This is a genomic window from Pseudomonas sp. S1_E05 (assembly GCF_056337105.1).
Genome location: NZ_JBFRHM010000001.1, coordinates 1,581,833 through 1,606,803 on the forward strand (window position 1 = coordinate 1,581,833; position 24,971 = coordinate 1,606,803).

Sequence of the window (24,971 nt, forward strand, 5' to 3'; positions counted from 1 at the left end):
CCATTCAATCGGTTGTTATCGTGAGGGCAGTGCGTTCGCGATCGAGCGCTGGGGTGCACGGCTGGCGAGCAGCAGCAAGGCCCCCACCACCAGTAACGAGGACATGAGTAGCAGGCCGGCGTTGGTGCTCCCGGTGGTGGTTTTCGCCCAGCCGATGATGATGGGGCTGAAAAAAACCGCCGGTTTGCCCAATGCTGTTAATCAGGGCGATGCCCCCTGCGGCACTGTCGCCTTTGAGGAATTGACCGGGCATGGCCCAAAACACGGTGTAGGCCACCCAGGTCATGGAGGTCGCCACGGTGAGGCTTACCATTGTCCAGAACAACTGTCCGCTGATCTGGGTACTCAGAGCCAGTGCAACTGCTGCGACCAGTGCCGGGATTGCACTGTGCAGGCGTCTTTCACCAAGCCGATCAGAGCTGCGACTGAAGATCAGCATGGCGACTACTGCCGCGATATAGGGAACTGAAGAATAGAGGCCTACTTGCTTGATATCCGTGATCCCAGCGTCACGAAGCAGCGTCGGCAACCAGAAGCTGGTGGTGTAAATGCCGTTCAGCAGGCAAAAATAGGCTGCGGCGAGCAGGTAGATCTTGGGGTCACGCAGGACGGCCCTGAACGAATGATGCTGCGTCTTCTCGACATTGACTTGCGACGCCAGCAGCCGCTTTTCTTCAGCGCTGAGCCATTGAGCCTGTTCGGGACGATCGGTCAGGTAGAACCAGGCCACGACGCCGAGCACAGCGCAGGGCAGCCCTTCAAGCAAAAACATCCACTGCCACCCCGCCAGGCCATTCTGGCCGGCAAATGCATCCATGATCCACGTCGACACCGGCGCCGCGAAAATACCGGCCAATGGTGCCGCCAACCAGATGATCGACATGACGCTGGCCATGCGCTTCTGGGCATACCAGTAGGTCATGTAAAAGATCATGGCGGGGGCGAAGCCCGCTTCGAACACGCCAAGAATGAAGCGCAAGACGTAGAACGTGGTTTCGCTCTGTACGAACAGCATGCTCGTGGATGTCAGCCCCCACAGCACCATGATACGCCCGAGTGTGCGGCGAACACCGGCCTTGGGCAGCATCAGGTTGCTGGGCACCTCGAACAACACGTAGCCTACAAAAAACATGCCGGCGGCGATGCCGTAGACCTTGTCGCTGAACCCCAGGTCCGCCTGCATCTGCAGCTTGGCGAAACCAATATTGACCCGGTCCAGGTACGCAAAGACGTAGCACAGGAGCAGGAATGGAAGCAGCCTCCAGCTAATCTTGCGATACAGGCGGGACAGTGCATCCGGACTATTTTTATTCTTGGTATCGAGCAACATGACCAGACCTCTCGTGGGTAAGCCAGGCGCACGGTCGTCGCCTGCTGGGTGAGGTCATGGTCTGACGGGACGCTGGCTACAGCAAGAGCAACTTGTTGGTACTATCGTTGCCCTAAGAGCAACGGAGGTTGAACATGCGCGAGCTCAATCAGCGGCGAATTCGGTACTTCCACGAAGTACTCAAGACGGGCTCCATACGAGGGGCGGCAGACAATCTGAATACCGCTCCCTCGGTCATCACCCGGCAGATCAAGTTGCTGGAGAGCGAAGTGGGCGCGCAGTTGTTCGAGCGCCAGGCACGTGGCGTACTGCCAACGGAGGCTGCTCAGTGTTTGCTGGAGTTCTGGCGTGGCTGCCAGTCGGAGCAGGAGCGCCTCGAAGATCAACTGAACGCGCTGATGGGTTTGCAGACCGGGGAGATCCGCATCGTCCTCAGCCAAGGCTACGTGGACGGACTGATGGAATCAGTTCTCACCGACTTTTGTTCGACTTATCCGGGGCTCAGGATACTGATGGATATCCTGCCGGTCGACGAAGTGCTGACGGAGGTCGCGCAAAACCGTGCCCACATCGGTATCGCCTACAACCCGGCCCCACACCCTGAAATTGAATACCGCTGCAGCGCGTTGCAGCCGGTTGAGTTGCTGGTACATGCCCGGCACCCTCTGGCTGTGCGGGGTACTGCGGTCGAGGTCAAGGAGTTGCTCGAGTACCCACTGGCCCTGATGCCGCCAGAATATGGGCTGGGCCAGGCAGTACGTTGGGTCGCCTTCTCGGAGAACCTGCAACTGCATCCGACCCTTGTCACCAATTCGCTGGAAGGCCTGCGCCGCTTCGTCAGCCGAGGCAACGGTGTGACTCTGCTGGGTGGTTTTGCAGACTCCCTGAGCATTACCGGTGACGATCTGGTTGCTGTCTCCATCAATCACAATTTTTTCCAGACCGCCCATGCACGCCTGTTGGTTAAAGCCAGGCGCCCGCTATCCCCTGCCGCCGAAGAGTGCCTGAGCTGGATCATCGAGCGCATGCCACTGTTTGCGCGAACTCACGCTAATCCACCTTCGTCGTGAATTTATGATTTAACTAGGTAGTTACCTATCTATATACTGCGTCCCTCTTTCCAACGGGACATTCAACGTGAAGCAGAGTCAGGGCCTCTCAGGCCTATCAAAATTCATACTGGTCGGGCTGGGCGTGGTCATCGCCCTCCTCGGCCTGGCGCTGGCTGCTGGCGGCGTGAAATTGGTCAGCCTGGGAGGGTCGTGGTACTTCCTGGTGGGCGGTCTGGTAATGGCTGTTTCCGGCCTGCTGATCGCTCGCTTCAGACCCGCTGGTGCCTGGTTGTTCGCAGCGTTCCTGGTGGGCACGGCGATCTGGGCGGTGATCGATGCCGGCCTGGTGTTCTGGCCGGTGTTCTCGCGCCTGTTCATGTTCAGCGTCGTGGGCGTGGTGGTGGCGTTGGTCTATCCGCTGCTGCAGCGTGCCAGCGGTGGCGTGCCAGGTCGCGGTGCCTTTGGCATTGCCGCCGTGCTGGCTGTAGCGGTCGCCGTCGCTGGCGGCAACATGTTCGTTGCACACCCTACCGTCGCCGCGACGGGCACCGGCCCTGGCCTGACGCCGGTAGCGCCTGAAAAGGCGCAAAAAGACTGGGCGCATTACGGCAACACCGAGGCTGGCAGCCGCTTTGCCGCGCTGGACCAGATCAATCGCACCAACGTCGACAAGTTGCAGGTCGCCTGGACCTATCACACCGGCGACGTGGCCGAGAGTGACGGCAATGGCGCCGAAGACCAGCTCACCCCATTGCAGGTCGGCAACAAGGTGTTCATCTGCACCCCGCATAACAACCTGATTGCGCTGGATGCGGACACGGGCAAGGAACTCTGGAAGAACGCGATCAACGCCCAGTCCAAGGTCTGGCAGCGCTGCCGTGGCATGGCCTACTTCGACGCGACGGCCGCCGTCGCCCCGCCGCAAACGCCGTTGCTGGCGGACCCGGTTGCGGTTGCATCTGGCGCCAACTGCCAGCGTCGTTTATTGACCAACACCATCGACGCCCGCCTGATCGCCGTCGATGCCGACACCGGCGAGTTCTGCCAGGGCTTTGGCAACAACGGCCAGGTCGACCTCAAGGCCGGCCTGGGTGATGTGCCGGACAGCTACTATCAGTTGTCTTCCGCGCCGTTGATGGCGGGCACCACGGTGGTAGTTGGCGGTCGTGTGGCCGACAACGTGCAGACCGACATGCCAGGCGGCGTGATCCGTGGTTTTGACGTGATCACCGGCGCCATGCGTTGGGCGTTCGACCCGGGCAACCCGCAGGATCGCAACGCGCCCGCCGACGGCACCACCTATGTGCGCAGCACGCCGAACAGCTGGGCGCCGATGTCCTACGACGCCACCACCAACACGGTGTTCCTGCCAATGGGCAGCTCGTCCACCGACATTTACGGCGTGGAGCGCAGCAAGCTGGATCACACCTACGGCGCGTCGATCCTGGCGCTGGACGCCAACAGCGGCGCAGAAAAGTGGGTTTACCAGACCGTCCACAACGACCTCTGGGACTTCGACCTACCGATGCAGCCGAGCCTGATCGATTTCACCAAGGACGGCAAAACCATCCCGGCGCTGGTGATCGGCACCAAGGCCGGACAGATCTACGTACTGGACCGTGCCACCGGCAAGCCGCTGACAGAGGTCAAGGAAGTACCGGTCAAGGCGTCCAACATCCCTAATGAGCCGTACTCGCCGACCCAGCCGAAATCGGTGGGCATGCCGCAGATCGGTGCCCAGCACCTGACCGAGTCGGACATGTGGGGCGCGACGCCGTACGACCAGTTGCTGTGCCGGATCGATTTCAAATCGATGCGTTATGACGGCCTCTACACCGCACCGGGCACCGACAAATCGCTGAGTTTCCCCGGTTCCCTGGGTGGCATGAACTGGGGCAGCATCTCCACCGACCCGGTGCATGGTTTCATCTTTGTCAACGACATGCGCCTGGGCCTGTGGATCCAGATGATCGCGTCGCAGAACAAGGGCCAGGCCACCTCCGGTGGCGAAGCGCTTAACACGGGCATGGGCGCCGTTCCGCTCAAAGGCACGCCTTATGCCGTGAACAAGAACCGCTTCCTGTCGGTGGCCGGCATTCCCTGCCAGGCGCCGCCGTTCGGAACGCTGACCGCGATCGACATGAAGACCCAGAAAATCGCGTGGCAAGTGCCGGTCGGCACCGTTGAAGACACCGGTCCTCTGGGGATCCGCATGCACCTGCCAATCAAGATCGGCCTGCCGACCCTCGGCGGCACACTGTCGACCCAGGGCGGCCTGATCTTCATCGCCGGCACCCAGGACTTCTACCTGCGTGCGTTCAACAGCGGCAACGGTGAAGAAGTCTGGAAAGCCCGCCTGCCGGTGGGCAGCCAGGGTGGCCCGATGACCTACGTGTCGCCAAAAACCGGCAAGCAATACGTGGTCATCACCGCCGGTGGTGCGCGTCAGTCGACCGATCGGGGCGACTACGTGATGGCCTACGCCCTGCCGTAACCGCGGCTCCCTTCATTGCAACAGTGCGCGGCACCTTCGGGTGCCGCGTCGTTTTCCGTACTAGCTTTCAGCAGGAAGTTTCACATGCCAGTTCGTTTTTCCCACCCCGGCGTCGTCACCGGGGTGCTGTTCGGTCTCACCTGCAGCACAGCCCTGCCCGCCTTCGCCGAATCCGACCTGTTCACCCGCAACACCCTGACCGGCGACTGGGGTGACCTGCGCCACCAACTGGATGAAGACGGCGTCAAGTTCACCGGCGATTACAGCGGCGAAACCGCCTACAACGTCGACGGCGGCCTGCACCGCTCGGCGCGCTATTCGCAGAACATCAAACTCGGCGCGCAGTTCGACTTGAGCAAGCTGTATGGCGTCGACAATGCCGGCAAAATCCAACTGACCATCAACGACCGTCGCGGCAACAGCGCCTCCGAAGACCTGGTGGGCAACCGCCTGCCGATCCAGGAAAACTACGGCGGCCTCTACACTCGCCTGACCGAATTGAGCTACGAGCGCACGCTGTTCACCTCCAGGCTCAACGTCAAACTCGGCTACATGGCCATGGGCAACGACCTGGGCGGTCTCGACAGCGGCATCCTCTGCAACTTCATGAACGCAGGTTTCTGTGGCCACCCGCTGAACATGTCCGGCGGCAGCGGCTGGACCAACTACCCCAACGCTCACCTCGGCGCACGGGTGAAATACGGCCTGTCGTCGGCCTGGCAACTGCGCGTGGCCGCCTTCAACGTCGACCCGTCGAGCAACGGCAACTCCAGCCGCGCCTGGCACCTGGGCCCGAAACACACCACGGGCACCGTGGTGCCTATCGAGCTGGTTTACAAACACGCAGGCCCCCTGCCCGGCGAATACAAGGTCGGCTACTACTACGACAGCTCCGATGTGAAACGCATCGGCAGCGACGAGGAAGTGTCCGGTCGTGGCGGCCATTACCTGTTGATCGACCAGGCCGTGTGGCGCTCGTCCACCGACCAGGGCCGCAGCCTGCATGCCTTCGGCGAATACTCGGCAGCGAGTGAAGCGGCGTCACCCTTCAGCAAGTGGTATGGCACGGGAGTGGTGCTGTACAAGCCGTTCGAAGGCCGCCCGCGTGACACCGTTGCCCTGGGTTACGGCCGCGCCGTGCTCAACCCACGCAGCCGCGATGTGCAACAGGACGCTGCGCTGGCCAACGGCACACCGCTGTCGAACCTGGACAGCGCCGAACAACTGATCGAACTTGGCTACGGCTATCAAGCGACCCCTTGGCTGACCCTGCGGCCGAACCTGCAATACATCATCGAGCCGGGGGCGTTTTCCGGACAGGACATCGACAACGCCTTGGTGGTGGGGTTGCAGGTGAAAGCGGCGCTCTGACACTGCGGGGTATCAGGACGCCCGCAATCGCGAGCAGGCTCGCTCCCACAGAGGTCACACCAAATCTGTAGGAGCGAGCATGCTCGCGATGGTCGTTAACGATAACGCTGGCGGCCTGGCACTCCGCGGTGCCTGTACCACCATCGCGAGCATGCTCGCTCCTACAGGTTGGGGCGGGCAAGTCGCGAGATAGGTGGTTGACTTGCGCGCGCCACCCTGCGCATTATCCGGCTTCACCTAACTTGGCAACGGATCATTCATGATTCACGACGCTCACCGCATGCTGACCACCCAGGGCCTTTCTGCCCAGGGCTGCGCATGTGTGTCCGTTGCCAAGAAATCGAAGAAACAGTCGCTCATTTGACCGGGGCGCTGTCCCGTCAGATGAGCTGACAGGACAGATAGCGCCAGGTTTCCTCCCCCTGCTTGATTCCCCTCTCCTCCTCTGACGTCGACTAATCGGTCTGCCTTAGGAGTCATGCATGTCTAATTTTCGCGGTATCTGGGTTGCACTGGTCACACCTTTTCGTGCTGGGCACGTTGATTTCGACGCCCTTGCTGACTTGGTGACGAAGCTGTTGGCGGACGGGGTGCGCGGCCTGGTGGTGTGTGGCACCACCGGCGAAGCGGCTGCCATGAGCAAGGACGAACAACTGGCGGTGCTGGATGCCGTGCTGCAAGTCGCGCAGCCACATCAGGTGATCATGGGGCTGTCAGGTTACAATCTGCACGAACTCCTGGCATTCCAGCAAAAGATCCAGGCACGTGACATTGCCGGCGTCCTTGTTCCGGCACCCTGCTACATCCGCCCTTCACAACAAGGCCTTGAATCGTTTTTCCAGACAGTGGCTGACGCATCGTCGGTGCCGGTGGTGGTGTATGACATTCCCTATCGGACCGGCGTACGGATAGAGCGGGAAACCCTAAGAAGGATCGTGGGTCACCCCAATATCGCGGCGGTGAAGGATTGCGGCGGGGACATCGAAACCACCCTGGCGCTCATCAACGATGGCCTGGCCGAGGTGCTGACGGGCGAAGACGTGCAGATCTTTTCGAATCTGGCGCTGGGCGGCGCGGGTGCAATATCCGCCTCCGCGCATGTGCGGGCCGATCTCTACGTCCAGTTGATGAATGAAATGGATCAAGCCGATGTGGCCGGTGCACGGGCGACGTTCTACCGGCTGCTGCCGTGGATTCAGATGGCGTTTGTCGAAGCCAATCCTGCGGTGGTGAAAGCTGCGCTGAGCCTTCAGGGCCTGATTGCCAATGAGCTTCGGGAGCCCATGCAAGCGTGCACGGAGGCGACGATCAGGCGCTTGCAAGCGGTGCTTTTGGAACTGGATGCTTAGTCAGCGCAAAGGTGGCCGTCGTGGCCACGTTTATTGCGAGGTGACGGCGAAGGCACCCGTCAAAAACCACACTCTTTCGAGATGGTCTCGACGACCAGCGATGTCGGTGCTTGACCGGTGCGCGTGTCGACGACCGCCAACGAACACGCCGACTCCGTCGCCGAATGTGTGGCCTGGTACGTCACCCCCACCTCGGGCACAAAGCTGCTGGCGTTCATGCAGCTGCGGTGAATCAGTGCGTCGCCGCTGCTCTTGCGCTCGATGATGCCCATGCTGGCCGCCGTCAGGTAAATGCGCTGATCCGCCTTGATCAGAAATCGATTCTTCGCAGGCTCCGTCTGCGAGAGCGCGCCCAGCACGCCGGTCTCGGTCGTGTCCTGGCAGCGCCTATCGTGATACGCCCAGTACGCCTGGCTACCACCATTCATCAAATTGTTCGTGCCCCATTTGGCCTCGAGGGTGGCATGGGGAGCGCTCGACGCCGGTTGCTGGTAGTGACCGACGCAGCCCGCCAGCCACGCGATGCAGCAGATCAGGATGGATTTTTTCAACTTCACACCACAAGTAAATCAGCCGTAGACGTTGATCCTTATCGGCCAGTCTTGAATTAACAGGAGGGAAAATCACGGTTTTGGTTCGGCATACCATCATCCCAAAATTACATTGCTAATAGGAACTATTCGCAGATAATATCCGCGCGCTTTCTTTACCCTGCCCCCGCAAGGATTTCCCTACCAATGCGCCGCACCCTCGTTTCCCTTTGTCTGCTACAAGCTGTCCCCTCGTTGTCCTGGGCTGAGCAACCCGCTCAAGAACCCGTCAGTATTGAACTCGAAGCCCTCAGCATCAATGCCGATGCGCTGAATGTCGAACGTGCCGACGGCCCGGTCGAAGGTTACAAGGCCACCCGCTCGGCCAGCGCCACCCGCACCGATACCGCCCTGCATGAAACGCCGCAATCGGTCAGCGTGGTGCCTCGCGATGTCATCGAGGACACCAGCGCCACGCGCCTGCAGGACGCGCTGGATTACGCCGGTGGCGTAGGACGCGCCAATAACTTCGGCGGCCAGGGTTTGACCACGTTCACCGTGCGCGGCTTCACCACCGGCGAGTTCTACCGCAACGGTTTCCCCATCAACCGTGGCTACCCGAATGCCCCGGACGCCAATACCATCGAGCGTCTGGAAGTGCTGCGCGGTCCGGCCACCAGCCTGTATGGCCGTGGCGATCCGGGTGGCACGTTCAACGTAGTCAGCAAGCAGCCGTTGCCAGAATCGAAAGTGACGTTGGGCAGCCAGTTCGATGACCAGGGCATGCACCGTGCCACGCTCGATGCCACCGGGCCGCTCAATCAGGACGGCAGCCTGGCCTATCGCCTGAACCTGCTGGGCGAAGGGGGTGACAGTTTCCGTGATGATGTCGAAAGTGAGCGGTATGACGTTGCGCCGGTGGTGAGCTGGCAGGTCAACGACACCACGAAGATCATCTTCGAGGGTGACTTCATGCGCAACAACCACCCGCTCGACCGTGGATTGACACGCTACCCCACGCAATCCGGCAGCGCCTCGCGCGATACCTACATCTGGGAAAAAGGCAGCGACAACCTGCTGCACAATGACAACAACATGGCCCAAGTGCGTTTCGAGCACATGCTCAATGACGACTGGACCCTAGGCGGTGGCTTCCAGTTTCTCGATGGCTCGCTTGAAGGCAATGCGGTCGAAGCCAATGGCGCGCCGGCCGATGGCCGTACGTTGCAGCGCAACTTCAACTACCGGAAGCTTGAGTGGACCGACCGTGACTTCCAACTGAATCTCACCGGCCACTTCGACACGGCAGGTTTCGCTCATACGCTGCTGACCGGCATCGAGTACGAGAACTACGACTACAACTCGATCATCCGGCGCTCGTCGGCGGCCAACGGCACCTATCCAATCGACATCTACACCCCGGTCCTTGGACAGCCCCGCCCTGCCCTCACCCGCACCACCACCTGGGACAAGGAAAACCTCAAGACCTGGGCGTTCTTCATCCAAGACCAGGTTGCGCTGACCGAGCGCCTGAAGGCCCTGGCCGGTGTGCGTCTGGAGCGCTTCGAGCATGACTACGATGACAAGCTGGTCAACTCCCGGGACTTCACCAAGGGCCAGAATGCGGCCACACCGCGCTTTGGCTTGCTGTATGACCTGACCGATACCGTCGCCGTCTACGCCAACACCGCGCGCTCGTTCAAACCGAACAGCGGCACTCCGTTCGCCGGCGGTGGCTTCGATCCGGAGAAAGGCAAGTCCTATGAGCTGGGTGTGAAATGGGAAGCGCTGGATCGCCAACTGAGCGTCGATGCGGCGGTGTACCACATCGTCAAGGAAAACGTGCTGACCCTTGACCCGGTGAACACCAACTACAGCGTGGCGGCGGGCAAAGTGCGCAGCCGTGGGCTGGACATCAACGTTGCCGGCAACATTACCCCAGAGTGGCGAGTGATCGGTGGCTACGCGTACGTCGATGCCGAAGTGATCGAGGACAATCGCCTGCCCAACGGCACGCGCCTGGCCAACATTCCGCGCAACAGCTTCAGCCTGCTCAACACCTACGAGTTTCAGGATGGCTTCGCCAAGGGATTGGGCTTGGGCGCCGGCGTTAAATACGTGGATGACCGCAACGGCCAGACCGAAGCGACCACCTACAGCATGGACCGCTACAGCGTGGTGGACTTGCTGAGCTTCTACAAGGTCAACGAGCACGTGCGGTTGAACCTGGATGTGAAGAATGTCTTCAACAAGGGTTACGACGAAGGCGCGTTCAACACCTATGCCTATCCGGGTGCACCGCGGACGGTGCAGATGGGGGTGGCGTACACGTTCTAGAACACCGGAGGCTGGCCGGATCTTCCCTCGAGGAGGATCCGGCAGCGCCGCAATTCAGAGCGTGAAGCGTTGGATCGTGACATTAAGCTCGCCGGCCAGTTGCGCGAGCATCTGGCTGGCACTGGTGGTTTGGCTTGCACGAACAGCCGATTGAGCCGACAGGTCGCGAATACGCACCAGGTTCTGATCGACTTCTCGAGCGACCTGCGCCTGTTCTTCCGAAGCGCTGGCAATCACCAGATTGCGCTCATCAATCTCGGCAACCGATTTGACGATCACCGACAACGCGTGATTGGCCAAAGTGGCTTGAGAATGGGTGCGCTCGGCCTGTGATGTACTGTGCCCCAGCGCCTGCACGGTGTTGTGCGTACCGACGTGAACCTGTTCGATCATGCTTTCGATTTCCCGCGTGGACTCACCGGTGCGATAGGCCAGTCCTCGAACCTCATCGGCAACCACGGCAAACCCACGCCCCGCTTCGCCCGCCCTGGCCGCCTCGATCGCGGCGTTCAGCGCCAACAGGTTAGTCTGTTCCGACACCGCGCGAATCACCTCCAGAACCTTACTGATAGCTTGTGTGTGATCCGACAACAACTGCGCCTGAGCGGACGCCTCACCCACATTGCGCACCAGATCGGTGATCGAGCCCAGGGTGACATCGAGCTCTTCCTGCCCGGAACGAGCGGCACTGTTTGACGAACGGGACGCCTCGGACGTGGATACGGCATTGCGCGCAACTTCTTCGACCGCTTGCGTCATCTCCGTAACGGCAGTCACCGCCATTTCGATTTCAACATTCTGGGCATTCAAATCCGCATGACTGTCGCGCATCAACGCATTGAGCTCTTCAGCGGCTGATCCCAATTGGTTCGACGCAGCCCCAATCTGCAGGAGCATCGCATGCAGGTTGCCACGCATGCGCTCCATGGATTGAAGTAACAAGGCCGCTTCATCGGTGCCCTCGATGTCCACAACCGTCTTGCGCAGATCGCCGGACGCGACTTGATCCGAGCTGTCGAGTGCCAGCTTGATGGGCCCCGCCAGGCTCGCGATCAATCGCCAGGCGAGCATCATCGTATACAGCAACGCCACGACCAGTACGATGCCGACCACCAGTTGGGCCTCGCTATAGGCAGCGGCAGCCGCGTCGACTGCACTGGCCTTGGTATCGTCGTTGATGGTTTCCAGGTTCGCGAGTTGTTCTTTGATCAACCCTGCGGTGGTCACCATTTTGCCCATGATGACAGCCTGGGCCGCCTCGCTTTTGCCGTTTTGCAAAAGCTCGTAACTGGCTTGGGCATCGGTGTTGTAGGTGGCGAACAACGACAGCAGCGCACCGATAGCCGTTTCTTCTTCCCGTGTATTGATCAGCGGGCGATAGTGATCAACCGCCGAATTGAATGCCTTGACCTTGTCCTGATAGCTGGCGAAAGCCTCCGGCAATTTGGCTACACCGACTGACATCAAACGAACGACGTCGACTCGGGTGTTCGAAAAAGCCAGGGCGATATCGTCTCCCAATGCGACACCAGGCAGCGCATCGTTCTCGATCCTCTGCCCTTCTTCCCGAACCTTGGCAATTTGTAAAAGGCCAAAAACGCCCAGCATCAATACAATCAAAACCATCGAGGCAAAACACACCAGCACGCGATTGGCTATTTTTAATTTGCGCAGCAACATTTTTACCTCGGTCGGTCATTTAAAGTAAATCAGCGTCGATCAACGCTCGGTTACGGGGTCGGATAATTAACGACCACGCACTGCCTCGATGCGCCTGGTAAAACGCGTTGCGGCTTTGCAATCAGAAAGCCCTGCATCCATTGCGCTGAACAGTGCACCAGTCGCTCGGTGTCACTCGCAAATTCCACACCTTCAGCCACGACATGGGGCACAAATGTCTGACACAGTCCCATCAGGTGTTCGAAGGCCTTGGCAGCGACTTCACAGTGACGGGCTCGGTGCAGATATCCCTTATCGATTTTTATAATGTCGGGGGATGCCGTGCGAATAAACTCGAGAGTACTGAAGCCCGAACCAAAATCATCAACTGCTGTCAGGCACCCCAAACTGCGCATGCGGATAACAAACTCCGCGGCTGCGTCATGGTTTGCTAAAGCGCTTTCGGTTATTTCGATGACCAGTCTTTTTGCCAGCAAGGGTTCTGCAACTAATTGCGCGATAATGTCGCTCCATCTCTCATCCAGTACTGCACTCTGTGCAGATACATTGCAACCCAGGCGAATGCCCGGATTATCGCGCAACATTGAAATGACGCTAGAGACCACGCAATGATCTAACTTTCTAATGGACTTGCGACCTTCCAGGATCGGAAAGGGATTAGTTTTCATCGGGCCTTCGCAATGCCTCAGAAGCCCTTCGTAGTAGAAAATCGTGCCGGGCTTGACCGACGTAACAGGTTGGAACGCCAGAAACAATTGGCCCCGCGCCAGCTCATCGTAGAACCAGTGTACAAATTCCAATGCCTCATCTGAACAAACGCTGCAAAATTCCAGGTCGGAACACATATCAACGTGAGAGACCATCAATATTACCTTTCGATCGACGCCGCCATATTGGTACGCCAGTCTCAGAAGCGAAGAGCAAACCGAACGGTGAAACTCAACTCAGCCTCCACTACAGTTGATAATCAACGCGTGCAAAACGCTCTGCGTCGGACCTGCGCTGGTAGTGCGCTGGTGTGCGCATGAAACCGATTTGAATTCTCTCCAAATATCCATTCAAGAAAGTGGCCTTAAGCTACCACCGAATAAATCATCACACCGACAGTCATCCTTGCCTAGTGTCTTGAGCTTCTTTTATTATGTCCGATCGCGCAGTTCATGTTTTCTAACTTGAATGCCGAAACTATCCGTGAGTTGTGAATTTTTCAGGGTGAGCAATGTGTACAATTTCGGCGACTGCATTTAACAATGTTGCCCAGGCGATCTCGAAAAATAATAAGGCACTCAATAGTCTTCTAGCCGATTTTCAGGCCGAACTGTCAAATGGTATAACCACCGACAAGCTTGACCTCGCTCTAGTTTATCGCTTTTGCAATGATGCTTATGCAAATACCCGAGATGAAAATATTGGTTTGATTGCCTATGATTTCGGCAGGCCCTATTTTCTTGGCGTGCCGGGTTATTTGGTAATGTCCAGTTCCACGATCAAAGTTGCGCTGGAGCGCCTGGCACGATATCACCCGTTAATCACTGATTCTTCGGTCCTCACCTTTGAAGAGGCGTGTGCAGACTTCATCCTCACCGTTCAACCGGGCGGTTCCTACGAAGCCCCCCGGTATTTTTTTGATGCTGTAGCCGCTCTTTTACTAGGGCTCATCCACTGGCTGGCTCATCCCTCGAAAGTCGATCCGATCAGGGTTGAAATGCCCTACCCGGAGCCGCTTGAAACGAATGACCTGACGCAGCTATTCGGCAGCCACATCCTGTTTGATGCTCCGCATCTTAGGTTTACCTTCGATAGCGACATCCAGGCCATTCCCGTGGCGACCTGCAACCCTGCGCTGGACGCCGTTCACGGCCGATATGCCGAGGCGCTGCTGGAAGAGCGGGTGAAAGGATCGCTGGTCGAGAAAGTTCGCTCGGCTTTTTCCGCCGGTGTCTCAGATGGCCGGCTGCCTTCACTCGAGAACATGGCGCTGACGCTGGGCATGAGCAAACGAACGCTGCAAAAGTCCCTGGAGAATGAGGGTTTCACTTTTTCCGCTTTGCAGGAGCAACTGCGCAAGGAGCTCGCCAACAACCTCTTGTGCACCTCTACGATGAGTCTCAAGAAAATCACATCACTGCTTGGGTTCTGTGAATCGAGCAGCCTGCATAAAGCTTGTCAGCGTTGGTTCGGCTTGTCCCCCGGGCAGCTCCGGGCGCGAAAAACCAACAGCATCGAGGTGCTTTGAGGCCATGACGACGCTTGCCTCCTCCTGCGCCCGAATCGTGTTGAGACTCAAGGAATATGCGCCCCCTCCCTCTGAATGGGTCAATGGCTTGCATGCGCGCTTGAGCGCAGAAGCGGCGAACGCCGAGAGGGTGCGTATCGAGGATATCTCGAACTTCATGGGGTTCCTCGAGGCAGACGCCGAGAATCCCGACATTGGCCTTCACTGCCGCGAACTGTTCCATCCGGGCCAGCTCTATTCGCAGCTTTATCCCATGATGTCCAGCCCGACACTGGGAGATGCGCTTAAAGTCCTCGCACACTCCTCTTCGCTTTTATCCGACGGCCTTCCCCTGCTGATCCTTGAGGAAGCGGATAGTTACAGCATTGTGTTCCTGCGACTGGAATTGCTCCAGCTGTCCAGGTCCTATATCGATTGTTATCTTTCGACCATCATCGCTATTGTTGAATGGCTTTTGCCAGCGCGAAGGGTCAAGCCCATCGCCGCATCGTTCAGCTACGACCAACCTGTAGACTGTACTGCGTTACAACACATGTTCGGGCCGCACCTGACGTTCTCCGATCTGGTGAACAAGATCTCTTTTTCGCCAACAGACTGGCATCTGCCACTGCCCACACGATGTGCCGATTTGCGACTGCATCACGACATCATGCTCAACGGCGAACTTCAGAATTTCCCGGTTAAAACCTCCTCGGTCGTTAAAAATCACATTGTTGTTGGTCTGGCCAAGGGTGTCGTGATTTCTCTGGAAAGTACTGCGGGCGCGCTGAACCTCACGCCGCGCATGCTACGCAGCCGTCTTGACGATGAATTGACCGGGTTCAGGGAGCTCCAGGACGAATGCCGACTGCAACTGGCCCGTCACTTGATTCGCTTCACCCATCAGAGCCCGGCCAGGATCGCCCAACGACTGGGCTTCAACGAGATCAGCAGCTTTTACCGAGCCTGCAATCGCTGGTTTGGTTGTTCTCCAGGTGCTTATCGCCTACGCGCGGAACGTCGTTCGGCTGTCTAGTGTCGTTTTTCGGTGCCTAAATACGCCGGTGTCGCGCTAAGCTGCCTGACAACCCCGTCCCCTACAACTCGCTGGAGGAATATCGCAAATGGCCAAGGCTGCCGATGTCGTTGTGCAATGCCTGGAAAACGAAGGTGTCGAGTACGTATTCGGCATTCCCGGCGAGGAAAACCTCGACCTGCTCGAATCCCTGCGCAAGTCGAAGATCAAGCTGGTGCTGACCCGCCACGAGCAGTCCGCCGGCTTCATGGCCGCCACTTACGGGCGCCTGACCGGCAAGACCGGCGTCAGCCTCTCGACCCTGGGCCCCGGCGCCACCAACCTGGTGACTGCCAGCGCCTATGCGTACCTGGGCGGCATGCCCATGATGATGATCACCGGGCAGAAGCCGATCAAGAAGTCCAAGCAAGGTCGGTTCCAGATCATCGATGTGTGCGGGATGATGGCGCCGATTACCAAATACACCCACCAGTTCGCTTCCGCCGATAACATCCCGGCGCGCATGCGTGAGGCCTTCCGCCTCGCCGAAGAAGAAAAGCCCGGCGCCGTGCACCTCGAGCTGCCGGAAGACATCGCCGCCGAGCAGACCGACAGCACACCGATCCCGCCGAGCCTGCACCGCCGGCCGTTGGCGGAAAACAAGGCGGTGGAAGCCGCCGTCGACAAACTGCGCACCGCCCGCAGCCCGATCCTGGTGATCGGCGCCGGCGCCAACCGCAAGATGACCGCCAAGGTACTCAAACAACTGATCGACAAGACCGGCATCCCATTCATTACGACCCAGATGGGCAAGGGCGTGGTCGATGAGCGTCATCCGCGTTTCCTCGGCAACGCGGCGCTGTCAGCCGGGGACTTTGTCCATCGCGCGGTGGAAGCGGCGGACCTGATCGTCAACATCGGCCATGACGTGATCGAGAAACCCCCGTTCTTTATGGTGCGCGGTGGAACCGAGGTGGTCCATATCAACTTCCGTTCCGCCGAGGTGGATGCGGTGTACTTCCCGCAGATCGAAGTGATCGGCGACATCGCGAACGCCGTGTGGCAGATAGGTGAAGCGCTGAACGACACGTCGCACTGGGACTTCACTCGCCTGATGACGATCCGTGAAGCCAACGAAACGCAGATCGCCGAAGGCGCCGACGACGACCGCTTCCCGGTGTACCCGCAGCGGTTGGTGGCCGACATCCGCCGTGCATTACCGTCCGAAGGCATCGTAGCGCTGGACAACGGCATCTACAAAATCTGGTTCGCTCGTAACTACAAGGCGCACAAGCCCAATACCGTATTGCTCGACAACGCTTTGGCGACCATGGGCGCCGGTCTGCCGTCCGCGATGGCAGCGCATCTGGTGCACCCCGATCGTCCGGTGGTTTCGGTGTGCGGCGATGGCGGTTTCATGATGAACAGCCAGGAACTGGAAACGGCGGTAAGACTGGGTATGCACCTGACCGTGGTGATCCTGCGCGACGACGGCTACGGCATGATCCGCTGGAAACAGGCGAACATGGGTTTCACCGATTTCGGCCTGGATTATGGCAACCCGGACTTCGTCAAATATGCCGAGGCCTACGGCGCCCACGGCCATCGAGTGGAAAGCGCCGAAGGCTTCCTGGGGTTGCTCGAACACTGCATCAAGACGCCGGGCGTGCATGTGATCGATTGCCCGGTGGACTACAGCGAGAACGACCGGATTCTCAATAGCGAGTTGCGTGAGCGGAGTTTGGCGGTCTAAATCAGATCTCCCCCAACCTGTAGGAGCGAGCATGCTCGCGAATAGGCCGGCACATCCAACATCATTGGTGCCTGACACACCGCCATCGCGACGGTTCGACGGTTCGACGCTTCGACGCTTCGACAAGCTCGCTCCTGCAGGGTCTGCTGACCATTTGTATGGCTTTAACCCTGACAAATGCCAAAACAAACCCAACAACCCATCAAATCGCCGGCTGCCGCCCGGCATTTTGCCGTCTCATAATGGACTTACAACAATAAAGGGGTTCCCCCTGAGGCGTGTAAGCCATGTACAAAGACCTTGTCGTCAAACCTCGCAAGACCGACAGCGCCGCCTTCATGGGTGCGGTGGCTGTGATCATTTTCATCATTACGCTGGTGTTTGGATTGGGTCAGGGTCGGCTGTCCCAGTTGATGGGTCCTATCGTCCTGGACCTGCAGGCGCCACTGGCGCGTGATATCGCGGTGGGCGGGACCCTCACCCTGACGCTGGTGCTCAACCTGTTCATCCTCGGCCGCCTGCCACTGCGCACGCAGATCATTACGGTCTGGTGCGAATTGCTGGCGTTGTTCCTGCTGTTTTTCGACACCTTCAACCTGTCCTACAGCTTCATCGCCACCAAAGTCGGCTTCATGATCACGCAGGGTGTGTTCACCACCGTTTACGTGTCGGCGATCTCGATTGCCATCGCCTTCGTGCTTGCCTTGCTGGGCGCCACTGCGCGCCTGTCGTCCAACGGCTTTGCGATTGCCATCGCCAGTTTCTACACCTCGTTCTTCCGGGGCGTGCCGCTGCTGATCCAGATCTACCTGATTTACCTGGGCATCCCGCAGCTGGGCTATGTGGTTGGCGCGGTGCCGGCTGGCATCCTCGCGCTGTCGCTGTGCTACGGCGCGTACATGACCGAGATCTTCCGCGCCGGCATCAGCAGCATTCCTCGTGGCCAGTGGGAAGCCTCCAGGGCCATCGGCCTCAACCCCTGGCAGGCCATGACCCGGGTGATCCTGCCGCAGTCGATGCGCCTGATCATTCCGCCCACCGGCAACCAGTTCATCTCGATGCTCAAGGACAGTTCGCTGGTCTCGGTCATCGGCGTCTGGGAGTTGATGTTCCTGGCACGCACCCAGGGCCGGGCCGAGTTCCGCCATCTGGAAATGCTCATCACCGCCGCCGTGCTCTATTGGCTGCTGTCGATCCTGCTGGAAACCGTCCAGGCGTGCCTGGAAAAGCACTTCAACCGTGCCCACCGCTAAGCCAGGAGCCTTGTGATGAATCAGCTTGCAACCGCCTTGTCCCCCGCCGTCTCGATTCGCGACATGCACAAGTGGTACGGCGACTTTCATGTGCTCAAGGGCATCGACCTGCACATCGCCAGCGGCGAAATCGTGGTGGTCTGCGGCCCCTCGGGTTCCGGCAAGTCCACCCTGATCCGCTGCCTGAACCTGCTGGAAGATTTCCAGAAAGGCAGCGTCCATATCGACGGCACCGAATTGACCCGCGAGGCCACACGCGTCGCCGACATCCGCCGCCAGGTCGGTATGGTGTTCCAGCAGTTCAACCTGTTCCCGCACATGACCGTGCTGGATAACCTCATGCTTGGACCGCGTCTGGTGAGCAAGCTCAGCGATGCGCAGGCCCGCGAACTGGCTTACGAATACCTCGACCGTGTGCGTATCCGCAACCAGGCCGACAAGTTCCCCGGCCAGCTCTCCGGCGGCCAGCAGCAACGCGTGGCCATCGCCCGCGCCCTGTGCATGCGCCCGCGCATCATGCTGTTCGATGAACCCACCTCGGCGCTCGACCCGGAGATGGTCAAGGAAGTGCTGGATGTCATGGGTGAACTGGCCCAGGACGGCATCACCATGGTCTGCGTCACCCATGAGATGGGCTTCGCCCGGCGCGTGGCCGACCGCATCATTTTCATGGATCAGGGCTGCATCATCGAGCAAGCCAAACCCAACGAGTTTTTTGACAACCCGCAGCACGCCCGCGCCCGGGAGTTCCTGTCACAGATTCTCAGCCACTGAGAAACATCAGCCGTCGATAACAACAAAACCAGCACAAAGACTACTGGAGACTGACTCATGCGCTCACTTACCCGCTTCTTCACCGCAGCCGCCGTCGCTACAGCGTTGACCGCCACCGCAGGCGCCGCCTGGGCCGGCGCGACCCTGGACCGCATCCACGACACCAAGGTGATCAAGGTCGCCACCGCCGCCAACTGGCCGCCGCAATCGTTCCTCGGCCCGGATAACCAGTTGCAAGGCTTCGACATCGATGTGGCCACCGAAATCGCCAAGCGCCTTGGCAGCAAGGTCACCTTCGTCACGCCCGAGTACGGGATCATCACCGCCGGGCGCTGGGCCAATCGCTGGGATCTGTCGGTGGGCTCCATGACCCCCACCACCGCGCGCGGTCGGGTGCTGGACTTCCCGGCGATCTACTACTACACGCCTTACGTCTTCGCGGTACACAAGGATGCCGCCGGTGCCAAACCCTCAGACTTGAATGGCAAGACCATCGGCGTCGAAGCCGGCACCACGTCCGAGGACTACATCAACCGCCGCCTCAAGATCGACGCCGCCGACGTGCCGCCCTTCACCTATGAGGTTGAGCCTGGCGAGGTGCAGACCTACGGTGACAGCATGGGCCCGCTGGATGACCTGCGCATGGGTAACGGTGTGCGCCTGAACGCCACCTTGTCAGCGCTGCCGACCATCGTCGCGGCAGTGAAAAATGGCTATCCGATCGTGCAGGTTGAAGGCAAACCCGCGTACTACGAGCCTCTGGCCCTCGCGACCGACAAGGGTGATGACGCCTTCAACAGCGCCTTGACCAAGATCGTCACGGAGATGAAAGCCGACGGCACTCTCAAGCAGCTGTCGCAGAAGTGGTACGGCGCGGACCTGACCCAGGTCCAGTAACCCGCAGCAAACTACCCAAGCCTTGCCGAGCGCCCGTTTTAAACGCGGCGCCCGGCTCGCCTGTGCCGTGAAGAAAAGGACAAGAGCCTTCATGTACATCAACAATTACTACACCGCCACCATGCAATACGCGCCCGAACGTGCGCCACTGGCGGGCGCCACGCAGGCGGATGTGTGCATCGTCGGCGCGGGGCTGGCCGGGCTCAGCACGGCCTGGGAGCTGCTCTCGCGGGGCAAGTCAGTGGTGCTGCTCGACGCCGGCCGCGTGGCGTGGGGCGCTTCGGGGCGTAACGGCGGTTTTGTACTACAGGGCTGGTCCGAAGGCTTGTCGGCCATCGAGCGGCGATGCGGCAAGGCGACCGCTTCTGCGCTGTTCAAGCTGTCGCTGGAAGGCGTCGATACCGTGCGCGGGATGATCGCCCGTCATCAGTTTGCGGGTTGCGCGCCCACGTCGGGCAAGCTCAGCGTGGTGCGCTACGACGACGGCGATAACCTGCAACGCACCCGCGATAAAATGGCTGCCGATTTTGATTTTCACCTTGAGTACCTGGATCGCCAGGCCGTGCGCGAGCGGCTCAGGACCGATCGCTACTTCCAGGCGCTGCGCGATACCCACGGCTTTCACTTCCACCCGTTGAATTACTGCCTGGGCCTGGCCGGGCTGATCGAAGCCAGCGGCGGCCGTATCCATGAGCAATCGCCCATGGTGCGTGTCGAGAGCGAGCGCGGACGCCATCGAGTGATCACCGATCAAGGCAGCGTCGATTGCGCGCACGTGGTGTATTGCTGTGGCGGCTATGGTGGTCGCGAGTTCGGCAAGCTGCGCCGGGCCTTCCTGCCGATCGCCACCTACGCGGTACTTACCGAACGCCTGGGCGAGCGTCTGCCAGAGGTGATGCGCACCACCGATGCCGTGGGCGACAACCGTCGTGCCTCGGACTACTACCGCATCGTCGATGGCGACCGCCTGCTCTGGGGCGGCCGGATCACCACCCGCAACCTGCAGGATGAAAAGCGTTTGGGGCAACTGCTGACCGACGACATTCTCGACGTTTACCCGCAATTACGCGGCGTCAGGATCGACAAGGCATGGTCCGGGCTGATGGGCTACGCACGGCACAAGATGCCGCACATAGGCCCGCTGGGCCAGGGCCTGTGGGCGTGTACTTCGTTTGGTGGCCATGGTATGAACACCGCGCCGATTGGTGGGCGCGTGATTGCCGAAGCCATTTGCGGTGAAACCGATCGCTACCGACTGTTTGACGCCTATGGCCTGCAATGGAACGGTGGTCCGCTGGGACCGGCGGCAGCACAAACGGTTTACGCCGGCCTCAAGATGATGGATATATTCCAGGAAGCCCGCTCGCAACGCCGAGCGACACAGAGCAACTGAACCCCCGCGAGGTCAAGTACGTGTCCATGGATGTGCAGAGTTCCGGTCCGCTGTTCAACCTCACCGACAAGGACAGGCAACTGCTTGGCCTGCTGCAAACCAATGCCCGCGAACCCACCGCGTCATTGGCTCGCAAGCTCGGGGTATCGCGCTCGGCGGTGCAGGAACGCATCACCCGCCTGGAAAAGGCCGGCGTCATCACGGGCTACAGTGTGCGCATCGATCAGGATCGGCTGCAGCAGACCATCAACTGCTTCACCATGACCTCGTGCACCAACAAGAGTTACACCGACGTCATGACCTCGCTGCGCAAGATGGACGCGGTGCAGGCGGTGTATGCGGTGTCGGGCGAATCGGATTTCATCATCCACCTGGTGACCCCAACCTTGAGCGAACTGAACGCCGAACTGACCCGGATCAACATGATCAAGGGCGTGGCCCATACCGCTTCGCATATCGTGATGGAGACCAAGTTCAGCCGTAAATTGAGCCTCTAACCATGCATATTGCCCCCTGTAGGAGCGAGCTTGCTCGCGATGGTAGTCCAGGCACGGCGGGTATCCAGGTATCCCGCGTCATCGTTAACCACCATCGCGAGTAAACTCGCTCCTACAAGGTTTCTCGGTGAACGCAGATTTTGTGTACGACCTCAGACACTGTAGGAGCGAGCTTGCTCGCGATGGTGTCCCAGACACCGCAGGCATCCAGACACCCCGCGTCATCGTTAACCACCATCGCGAGTAAACTCGCTCCTACAGGTTTCTCGGTGAACGCAGATTTTGTGTACGACCTCAGACACTGTAGGAGCGAGCTTGCTCGCGATGGGGCCAGCACATCCAACCTCATCAGCGCCTGACACCCCGCCATCGCGACGGTTCGACGCTTCGACATGCTCGCTCCTAAAGACTGCGCCAGCGTTTTCGGGCGTGGACGTAGGCGGCCAGGTCGCTGTAGCCCAGTTGCGCAGCGATCTGGGTGCGGGTGTTGCCTTGCAGTTCAAGGTACTGCTCAAGCTCTGCCCGCACCCGGTCGAGCAGGTAGCGGAAGGTCAGGCCTTCCTCGTCCAGGCGCCGGCGCAGGGTCCGTGGGCTTTGGTTCAACACCTGCGCCTGGGTCTCCAGGCTGCAAACCTGCCCCGCGACCAGGCTCTGGCGAATCCCCTGCACCACCCGGCCGGCCCAGCCGCTGAGTTGGTGCTGTTGCGCCAGGCGCCGGTCCAGTTCCTGGCACAGCACTTCCATCATCCCGGCATTGTGGGTTTGCAGCGGCGTCTGCAAGCTGGAACGGGTGAAGTACAACCGATTGTGCTCACACCCGAACTGCACGTTGTCGCCGAACCACTGGACGTACTGCGCATGATACGCGGGGCGCGGATGGGCGAAAGACGCGCGCTTCGGCAGCAGGGTCAGGCCGGTGCCGATGCGCAGGACAGTGAGTGACATCACCGAGTAGTGCTCGACCACATACCGCGCCAGGCTGGCCGGGGCTTCGATGCGGAGTTCGACACCCAGGCAGTCGCCCTCCTCGACCAGCACGATGTTGTCCATGTCCGAAGCCAGGCGTGCGTAACGCGCCCAGAAGCGAATCGACTCCTCCAGATTGGCGCTGTACAGGCAAGCATGTGCCAGCACATGCCAATCCTGGCGGGTGAAATGCGAAAACAGCTTAAGGCCGATGGCCGGATCATGACTGGCGGCCTTGCGCCACAGCTGTTCCAGGGCAACAATGCTGTAGTTGCTGCGGGCCTTGAGCGTGCAACTGTCGAGGTAGCGCTCCAGCACCCGCCCCAACGGACCACGATGAAATCGTTCGGGCGAAGGCTTGACCGGATTTGCGGTGATTCTGTCCGTTTTGCGCATAGCTTGAGCTGGACCCATGGTTTCTTATTGTCGGGCGTCGCCATTATCGGCCCCAACCAGAGAGTGCCATGAATACAACAATAATCTCCAACAGTCCGGTACCGATCATCCTTGCCATTCTGATTGGCTTTATCGCCCTGGAAATCGCCTGCGCCTGTTTCACCCAGCCCCGTGGCCAGCGGCGCGACGTGATCATCGAAATCCTCGGTTCCAGCCTGCTGATGGGCGTGACCCTGCCGCTGGTGACCTTGCTCAGCAGCCTGTTACTGGATCATTTCGCACCGCAATTGAAAGACAGCCTGGCCAATGTGCACTGGCTGCTCGGCCTGGGCTTGTTCCTGGTGCTGGACGACATGACCCAGTACTGGTGGCATCGCCTGAGCCACAAGGTGCCGTTCCTGTATTCGCTGCACCGGGCGCACCATTCGGCGCCCTACATGAGCATCCGCATCGTCTACCGCAACAACAGCTTTTACTACCTGCTGATGCCTGGCCTATGGTTCTCGGGGATGCTGATCTACATGGGACTGGCGCCGGTGTATTACGGCTACCTGATCGTCAAGATGCTGGTGATCTTCTCCGCCCACAGCAGCGTGCCCTGGGACGAAAAGCTCTACCGCGTACCGGCGTTGCGCCCGCTGATGTGGTTGCTGGAACGGACCATTTCCACGCCCGCCACCCACTCGGCCCACCACGGGCTGAATGCCGATGACGGCGTGACCCATTACAAGGGTAACTTCGGCAACCTGCTGTTCTTCTGGGACGTGTTGTTCGGCTCGGCGAAAATCACCCGCCGGCGTCCCGAGCATTACGGTATCGAGGACATGAAGCCGGTGAGCTGGCAGCAGGAGTTGTTCTGGCCATTGGCGCGCAGCAAACGTGTACAGGCGCAACGTCCATCCAATCAGGAGTTGGCCAAATGAGCCTGAACATCGTCCTTGTCGCAGGTTCCAGCCAGCAAGCGAGCCAATCGTCGAAGGTAGCGGGGTTTCTCGCTGCGCGTTTACAGGCGTTGGCACTGTGTGAACAGCCTCGGGTGATCGACCTTGGTGCTGCGCCCCTGCCTTTGTGGCCGGCCGAAGATGTGGGTGGCGTGTGGGCTGATCACAGCGCCGTGTTGCGTGAGGCCGATGCGCTGGTGGTGCTGACCCCGGAATGGCACGGCATGGCGTGCCCGGCGTTGAAGAACCTGTTCGTCCATGCCGGCTACCGTGAGCTGGGGCACAAGCCGGCGCTGTTGGTGGGTGTGTCCTCGGGCCAGGGTGGCGCTTATCCGTTGTCGGAGTTGCGGGCCTCGAGCTACAAGAATTGCCGGATCTGCTACCTGCCTGAGCAGTTGATCGTGCGGCAGGTGGAGTCGGTGATGAATGGCCCGGACAGCGCCAGTGCCGAAGACCTGCGCATTCGGCGGCGTGCTGATTGGACGCTTGGGGGGTTGGCTGAATACGCCCACGCCCTGCGCGGCCTCAACGAACGCCTGCGTCCGGGCGACCCGGAGTTTGCCAACGGCATGTAAAAAAACGCCCACTGTAGGAGCGACCTTGCTCGCGATATCCGGCATCGTCGGCGCCTGATACATCCTCATCGCGGGCAAGCCCGCTCCCACAGGGGCAACATCGATCTCTGTAGGAGCGAGCTTGCTCGCGATATCCAGCATCATCGGCGCCTG

Annotated in this window: 20 protein-coding genes and 1 pseudogene; 15 read left to right on the forward strand and 6 right to left on the reverse strand. The window is 59.8% G+C overall.

Features of this window, described 5'->3' with window-relative positions:
• Positions 1 to 4: 4 nt before the first annotated feature.
• Entirely contained in the window at positions 5 to 1,330 is a 1,326-nt protein-coding gene (locus tag AB4N33_RS07310) for an MFS transporter (protein ID WP_476456847.1), read from the reverse strand.
• Between the two features lie 134 nt (positions 1,331 to 1,464).
• Here AB4N33_RS07310 and AB4N33_RS07315 point away from each other — a divergent pair, with 134 nt between their 5' ends.
• From AB4N33_RS07315 to dapA, 4 genes are all read left to right on the forward strand, one after another.
• The gene (locus AB4N33_RS07315; protein ID WP_476456848.1) at positions 1,465 to 2,400 is read left to right on the forward strand and encodes a LysR family transcriptional regulator; all 936 of its coding nucleotides are present in this window, start codon (positions 1,465 to 1,467) and stop codon (positions 2,398 to 2,400) included.
• Between the two features lie 67 nt (positions 2,401 to 2,467).
• Complete coding sequence (locus AB4N33_RS07320; protein ID WP_476456849.1) at positions 2,468 to 4,876, forward strand: glucose/quinate/shikimate family membrane-bound PQQ-dependent dehydrogenase; 2,409 nt, start codon at positions 2,468 to 2,470, stop codon at positions 4,874 to 4,876.
• 84 nt (positions 4,877 to 4,960) lie between these two features.
• Positions 4,961 to 6,247, forward strand: coding sequence for a carbohydrate porin (locus AB4N33_RS07325; protein ID WP_476456850.1), 1,287 nt, complete (start codon positions 4,961 to 4,963; stop codon positions 6,245 to 6,247).
• Positions 6,248 to 6,729: 482 nt separating this feature from the next.
• Positions 6,730 to 7,596 (forward strand): 4-hydroxy-tetrahydrodipicolinate synthase, encoded by an 867-nt coding sequence (dapA, locus tag AB4N33_RS07330; protein WP_476456851.1) that lies wholly within the window; start codon positions 6,730 to 6,732, stop codon positions 7,594 to 7,596.
• Positions 7,597 to 7,655: 59 nt separating this feature from the next.
• Here dapA and AB4N33_RS07335 read toward each other — a convergent pair whose 3' ends face one another.
• Positions 7,656 to 8,153, reverse strand: a complete 498-nt coding sequence (locus tag AB4N33_RS07335; RefSeq protein WP_460141772.1) for a hypothetical protein — start codon at positions 8,151 to 8,153, stop codon at positions 7,656 to 7,658.
• Positions 8,154 to 8,333: 180 nt separating this feature from the next.
• Here AB4N33_RS07335 and AB4N33_RS07340 point away from each other — a divergent pair, with 180 nt between their 5' ends.
• The gene (locus tag AB4N33_RS07340) at positions 8,334 to 10,463 is read left to right on the forward strand and encodes a TonB-dependent siderophore receptor (protein ID WP_476456852.1); all 2,130 of its coding nucleotides are present in this window, start codon (positions 8,334 to 8,336) and stop codon (positions 10,461 to 10,463) included.
• Between the two features lie 54 nt (positions 10,464 to 10,517).
• On the opposite strand, the gene AB4N33_RS07345 is transcribed toward AB4N33_RS07340, so the two are convergent.
• The 3 genes and pseudogenes from AB4N33_RS07345 to AB4N33_RS07355 all read right to left on the reverse strand — a co-directional run bounded on the left by AB4N33_RS07345 (position 10,518) and on the right by AB4N33_RS07355 (position 13,006).
• Complete coding sequence (locus tag AB4N33_RS07345; RefSeq protein WP_460142134.1) at positions 10,518 to 11,390, reverse strand: methyl-accepting chemotaxis protein; 873 nt, start codon at positions 11,388 to 11,390, stop codon at positions 10,518 to 10,520.
• Positions 11,373 to 12,143: pseudogene (locus AB4N33_RS07350) on the reverse strand (MCP four helix bundle domain-containing protein); the annotation flags it as partial. The pseudogene AB4N33_RS07350 and the gene AB4N33_RS07345, both read right to left, overlap by 18 nt.
• 50 nt (positions 12,144 to 12,193) lie before the next feature.
• A complete protein-coding gene (locus AB4N33_RS07355; protein ID WP_476456853.1) occupies positions 12,194 to 13,006 on the reverse strand; it encodes an EAL domain-containing protein in 813 nt (270 codons plus the stop codon).
• 356 nt (positions 13,007 to 13,362) lie between these two features.
• Here AB4N33_RS07355 and AB4N33_RS07360 point away from each other — a divergent pair, with 356 nt between their 5' ends.
• The 8 genes from AB4N33_RS07360 (at position 13,363) to AB4N33_RS07395 (ending at position 21,940) form a co-directional block, all read left to right on the forward strand.
• Positions 13,363 to 14,379, forward strand: coding sequence for an AraC family transcriptional regulator (locus tag AB4N33_RS07360; RefSeq protein ID WP_460141775.1), 1,017 nt, complete (start codon positions 13,363 to 13,365; stop codon positions 14,377 to 14,379).
• Positions 14,380 to 14,383: 4 nt separating this feature from the next.
• Positions 14,384 to 15,394: a helix-turn-helix transcriptional regulator gene (locus AB4N33_RS07365; RefSeq protein ID WP_460141776.1), complete on the forward strand. Its 1,011-nt coding sequence runs from the start codon at positions 14,384 to 14,386 to the stop codon at positions 15,392 to 15,394.
• Between the two features lie 88 nt (positions 15,395 to 15,482).
• Positions 15,483 to 17,126, forward strand: coding sequence for an acetolactate synthase large subunit (locus tag AB4N33_RS07370; protein ID WP_476456854.1), 1,644 nt, complete (start codon positions 15,483 to 15,485; stop codon positions 17,124 to 17,126).
• Between the two features lie 287 nt (positions 17,127 to 17,413).
• On the forward strand, positions 17,414 to 18,379 hold the full coding sequence (locus AB4N33_RS07375; RefSeq protein WP_476456855.1) for an amino acid ABC transporter permease: 966 nt from the start codon (positions 17,414 to 17,416) through the stop codon (positions 18,377 to 18,379).
• Between the two features lie 15 nt (positions 18,380 to 18,394).
• On the forward strand, positions 18,395 to 19,153 hold the full coding sequence (locus tag AB4N33_RS07380) for an amino acid ABC transporter ATP-binding protein (protein WP_169866568.1): 759 nt from the start codon (positions 18,395 to 18,397) through the stop codon (positions 19,151 to 19,153).
• A gap of 57 nt (positions 19,154 to 19,210) precedes the next feature.
• Positions 19,211 to 20,050 (forward strand): transporter substrate-binding domain-containing protein, encoded by an 840-nt coding sequence (locus tag AB4N33_RS07385; RefSeq protein ID WP_476456856.1) that lies wholly within the window; start codon positions 19,211 to 19,213, stop codon positions 20,048 to 20,050.
• Between the two features lie 91 nt (positions 20,051 to 20,141).
• Complete coding sequence (locus tag AB4N33_RS07390) at positions 20,142 to 21,443, forward strand: NAD(P)/FAD-dependent oxidoreductase (protein ID WP_476456857.1); 1,302 nt, start codon at positions 20,142 to 20,144, stop codon at positions 21,441 to 21,443.
• Positions 21,444 to 21,469: 26 nt separating this feature from the next.
• On the forward strand, positions 21,470 to 21,940 hold the full coding sequence (locus AB4N33_RS07395; RefSeq protein ID WP_169866571.1) for an Lrp/AsnC family transcriptional regulator: 471 nt from the start codon (positions 21,470 to 21,472) through the stop codon (positions 21,938 to 21,940).
• Between the two features lie 402 nt (positions 21,941 to 22,342).
• Here the strand turns inward: AB4N33_RS07395 and AB4N33_RS07400 are convergent, their stop codons facing one another.
• Complete coding sequence (locus AB4N33_RS07400; protein WP_476456858.1) at positions 22,343 to 23,302, reverse strand: AraC family transcriptional regulator; 960 nt, start codon at positions 23,300 to 23,302, stop codon at positions 22,343 to 22,345.
• 68 nt (positions 23,303 to 23,370) lie between these two features.
• Here AB4N33_RS07400 and AB4N33_RS07405 point away from each other — a divergent pair, with 68 nt between their 5' ends.
• Both AB4N33_RS07405 and AB4N33_RS07410 read left to right on the forward strand, forming a co-directional pair.
• Positions 23,371 to 24,225 (forward strand): sterol desaturase family protein, encoded by an 855-nt coding sequence (locus AB4N33_RS07405; RefSeq protein WP_169866573.1) that lies wholly within the window; start codon positions 23,371 to 23,373, stop codon positions 24,223 to 24,225.
• The gene (locus AB4N33_RS07410; RefSeq protein ID WP_476456859.1) at positions 24,222 to 24,818 is read left to right on the forward strand and encodes an NADPH-dependent FMN reductase; all 597 of its coding nucleotides are present in this window, start codon (positions 24,222 to 24,224) and stop codon (positions 24,816 to 24,818) included. Before AB4N33_RS07405 ends, AB4N33_RS07410 begins: the two co-directional genes overlap by 4 nt.
• The last annotated feature ends 153 nt before the right edge of the window (positions 24,819 to 24,971 follow it).

Coding starts and splice junctions, on each gene's coding strand:
- AB4N33_RS07405 (WP_169866573.1), top strand. CDS start 23,371: ATGAATACAACAATAATCTCCAACAGTCCGGTACCGATCATCCTTGCC.
- dapA (WP_476456851.1), top strand. CDS start 6,730: ATGTCTAATTTTCGCGGTATCTGGGTTGCACTGGTCACACCTTTTCGT.
- AB4N33_RS07310 (WP_476456847.1), bottom strand. CDS start 1,330: ATGTTGCTCGATACCAAGAATAAAAATAGTCCGGATGCACTGTCCCGC.
- AB4N33_RS07355 (WP_476456853.1), bottom strand. CDS start 13,006: ATGGTCTCTCACGTTGATATGTGTTCCGACCTGGAATTTTGCAGCGTT.
- AB4N33_RS07325 (WP_476456850.1), top strand. CDS start 4,961: ATGCCAGTTCGTTTTTCCCACCCCGGCGTCGTCACCGGGGTGCTGTTC.
- AB4N33_RS07315 (WP_476456848.1), top strand. CDS start 1,465: ATGCGCGAGCTCAATCAGCGGCGAATTCGGTACTTCCACGAAGTACTC.
- AB4N33_RS07370 (WP_476456854.1), top strand. CDS start 15,483: ATGGCCAAGGCTGCCGATGTCGTTGTGCAATGCCTGGAAAACGAAGGT.
- AB4N33_RS07340 (WP_476456852.1), top strand. CDS start 8,334: ATGCGCCGCACCCTCGTTTCCCTTTGTCTGCTACAAGCTGTCCCCTCG.
- AB4N33_RS07395 (WP_169866571.1), top strand. CDS start 21,470: ATGGATGTGCAGAGTTCCGGTCCGCTGTTCAACCTCACCGACAAGGAC.
- AB4N33_RS07380 (WP_169866568.1), top strand. CDS start 18,395: ATGAATCAGCTTGCAACCGCCTTGTCCCCCGCCGTCTCGATTCGCGAC.
- AB4N33_RS07375 (WP_476456855.1), top strand. CDS start 17,414: ATGTACAAAGACCTTGTCGTCAAACCTCGCAAGACCGACAGCGCCGCC.
- AB4N33_RS07385 (WP_476456856.1), top strand. CDS start 19,211: ATGCGCTCACTTACCCGCTTCTTCACCGCAGCCGCCGTCGCTACAGCG.
- AB4N33_RS07365 (WP_460141776.1), top strand. CDS start 14,384: ATGACGACGCTTGCCTCCTCCTGCGCCCGAATCGTGTTGAGACTCAAG.
- AB4N33_RS07410 (WP_476456859.1), top strand. CDS start 24,222: ATGAGCCTGAACATCGTCCTTGTCGCAGGTTCCAGCCAGCAAGCGAGC.
- AB4N33_RS07345 (WP_460142134.1), bottom strand. CDS start 11,390: ATGGAGCGCATGCGTGGCAACCTGCATGCGATGCTCCTGCAGATTGGG.
- AB4N33_RS07400 (WP_476456858.1), bottom strand. CDS start 23,302: ATGCGCAAAACGGACAGAATCACCGCAAATCCGGTCAAGCCTTCGCCC.
- AB4N33_RS07390 (WP_476456857.1), top strand. CDS start 20,142: ATGTACATCAACAATTACTACACCGCCACCATGCAATACGCGCCCGAA.
- AB4N33_RS07360 (WP_460141775.1), top strand. CDS start 13,363: ATGTGTACAATTTCGGCGACTGCATTTAACAATGTTGCCCAGGCGATC.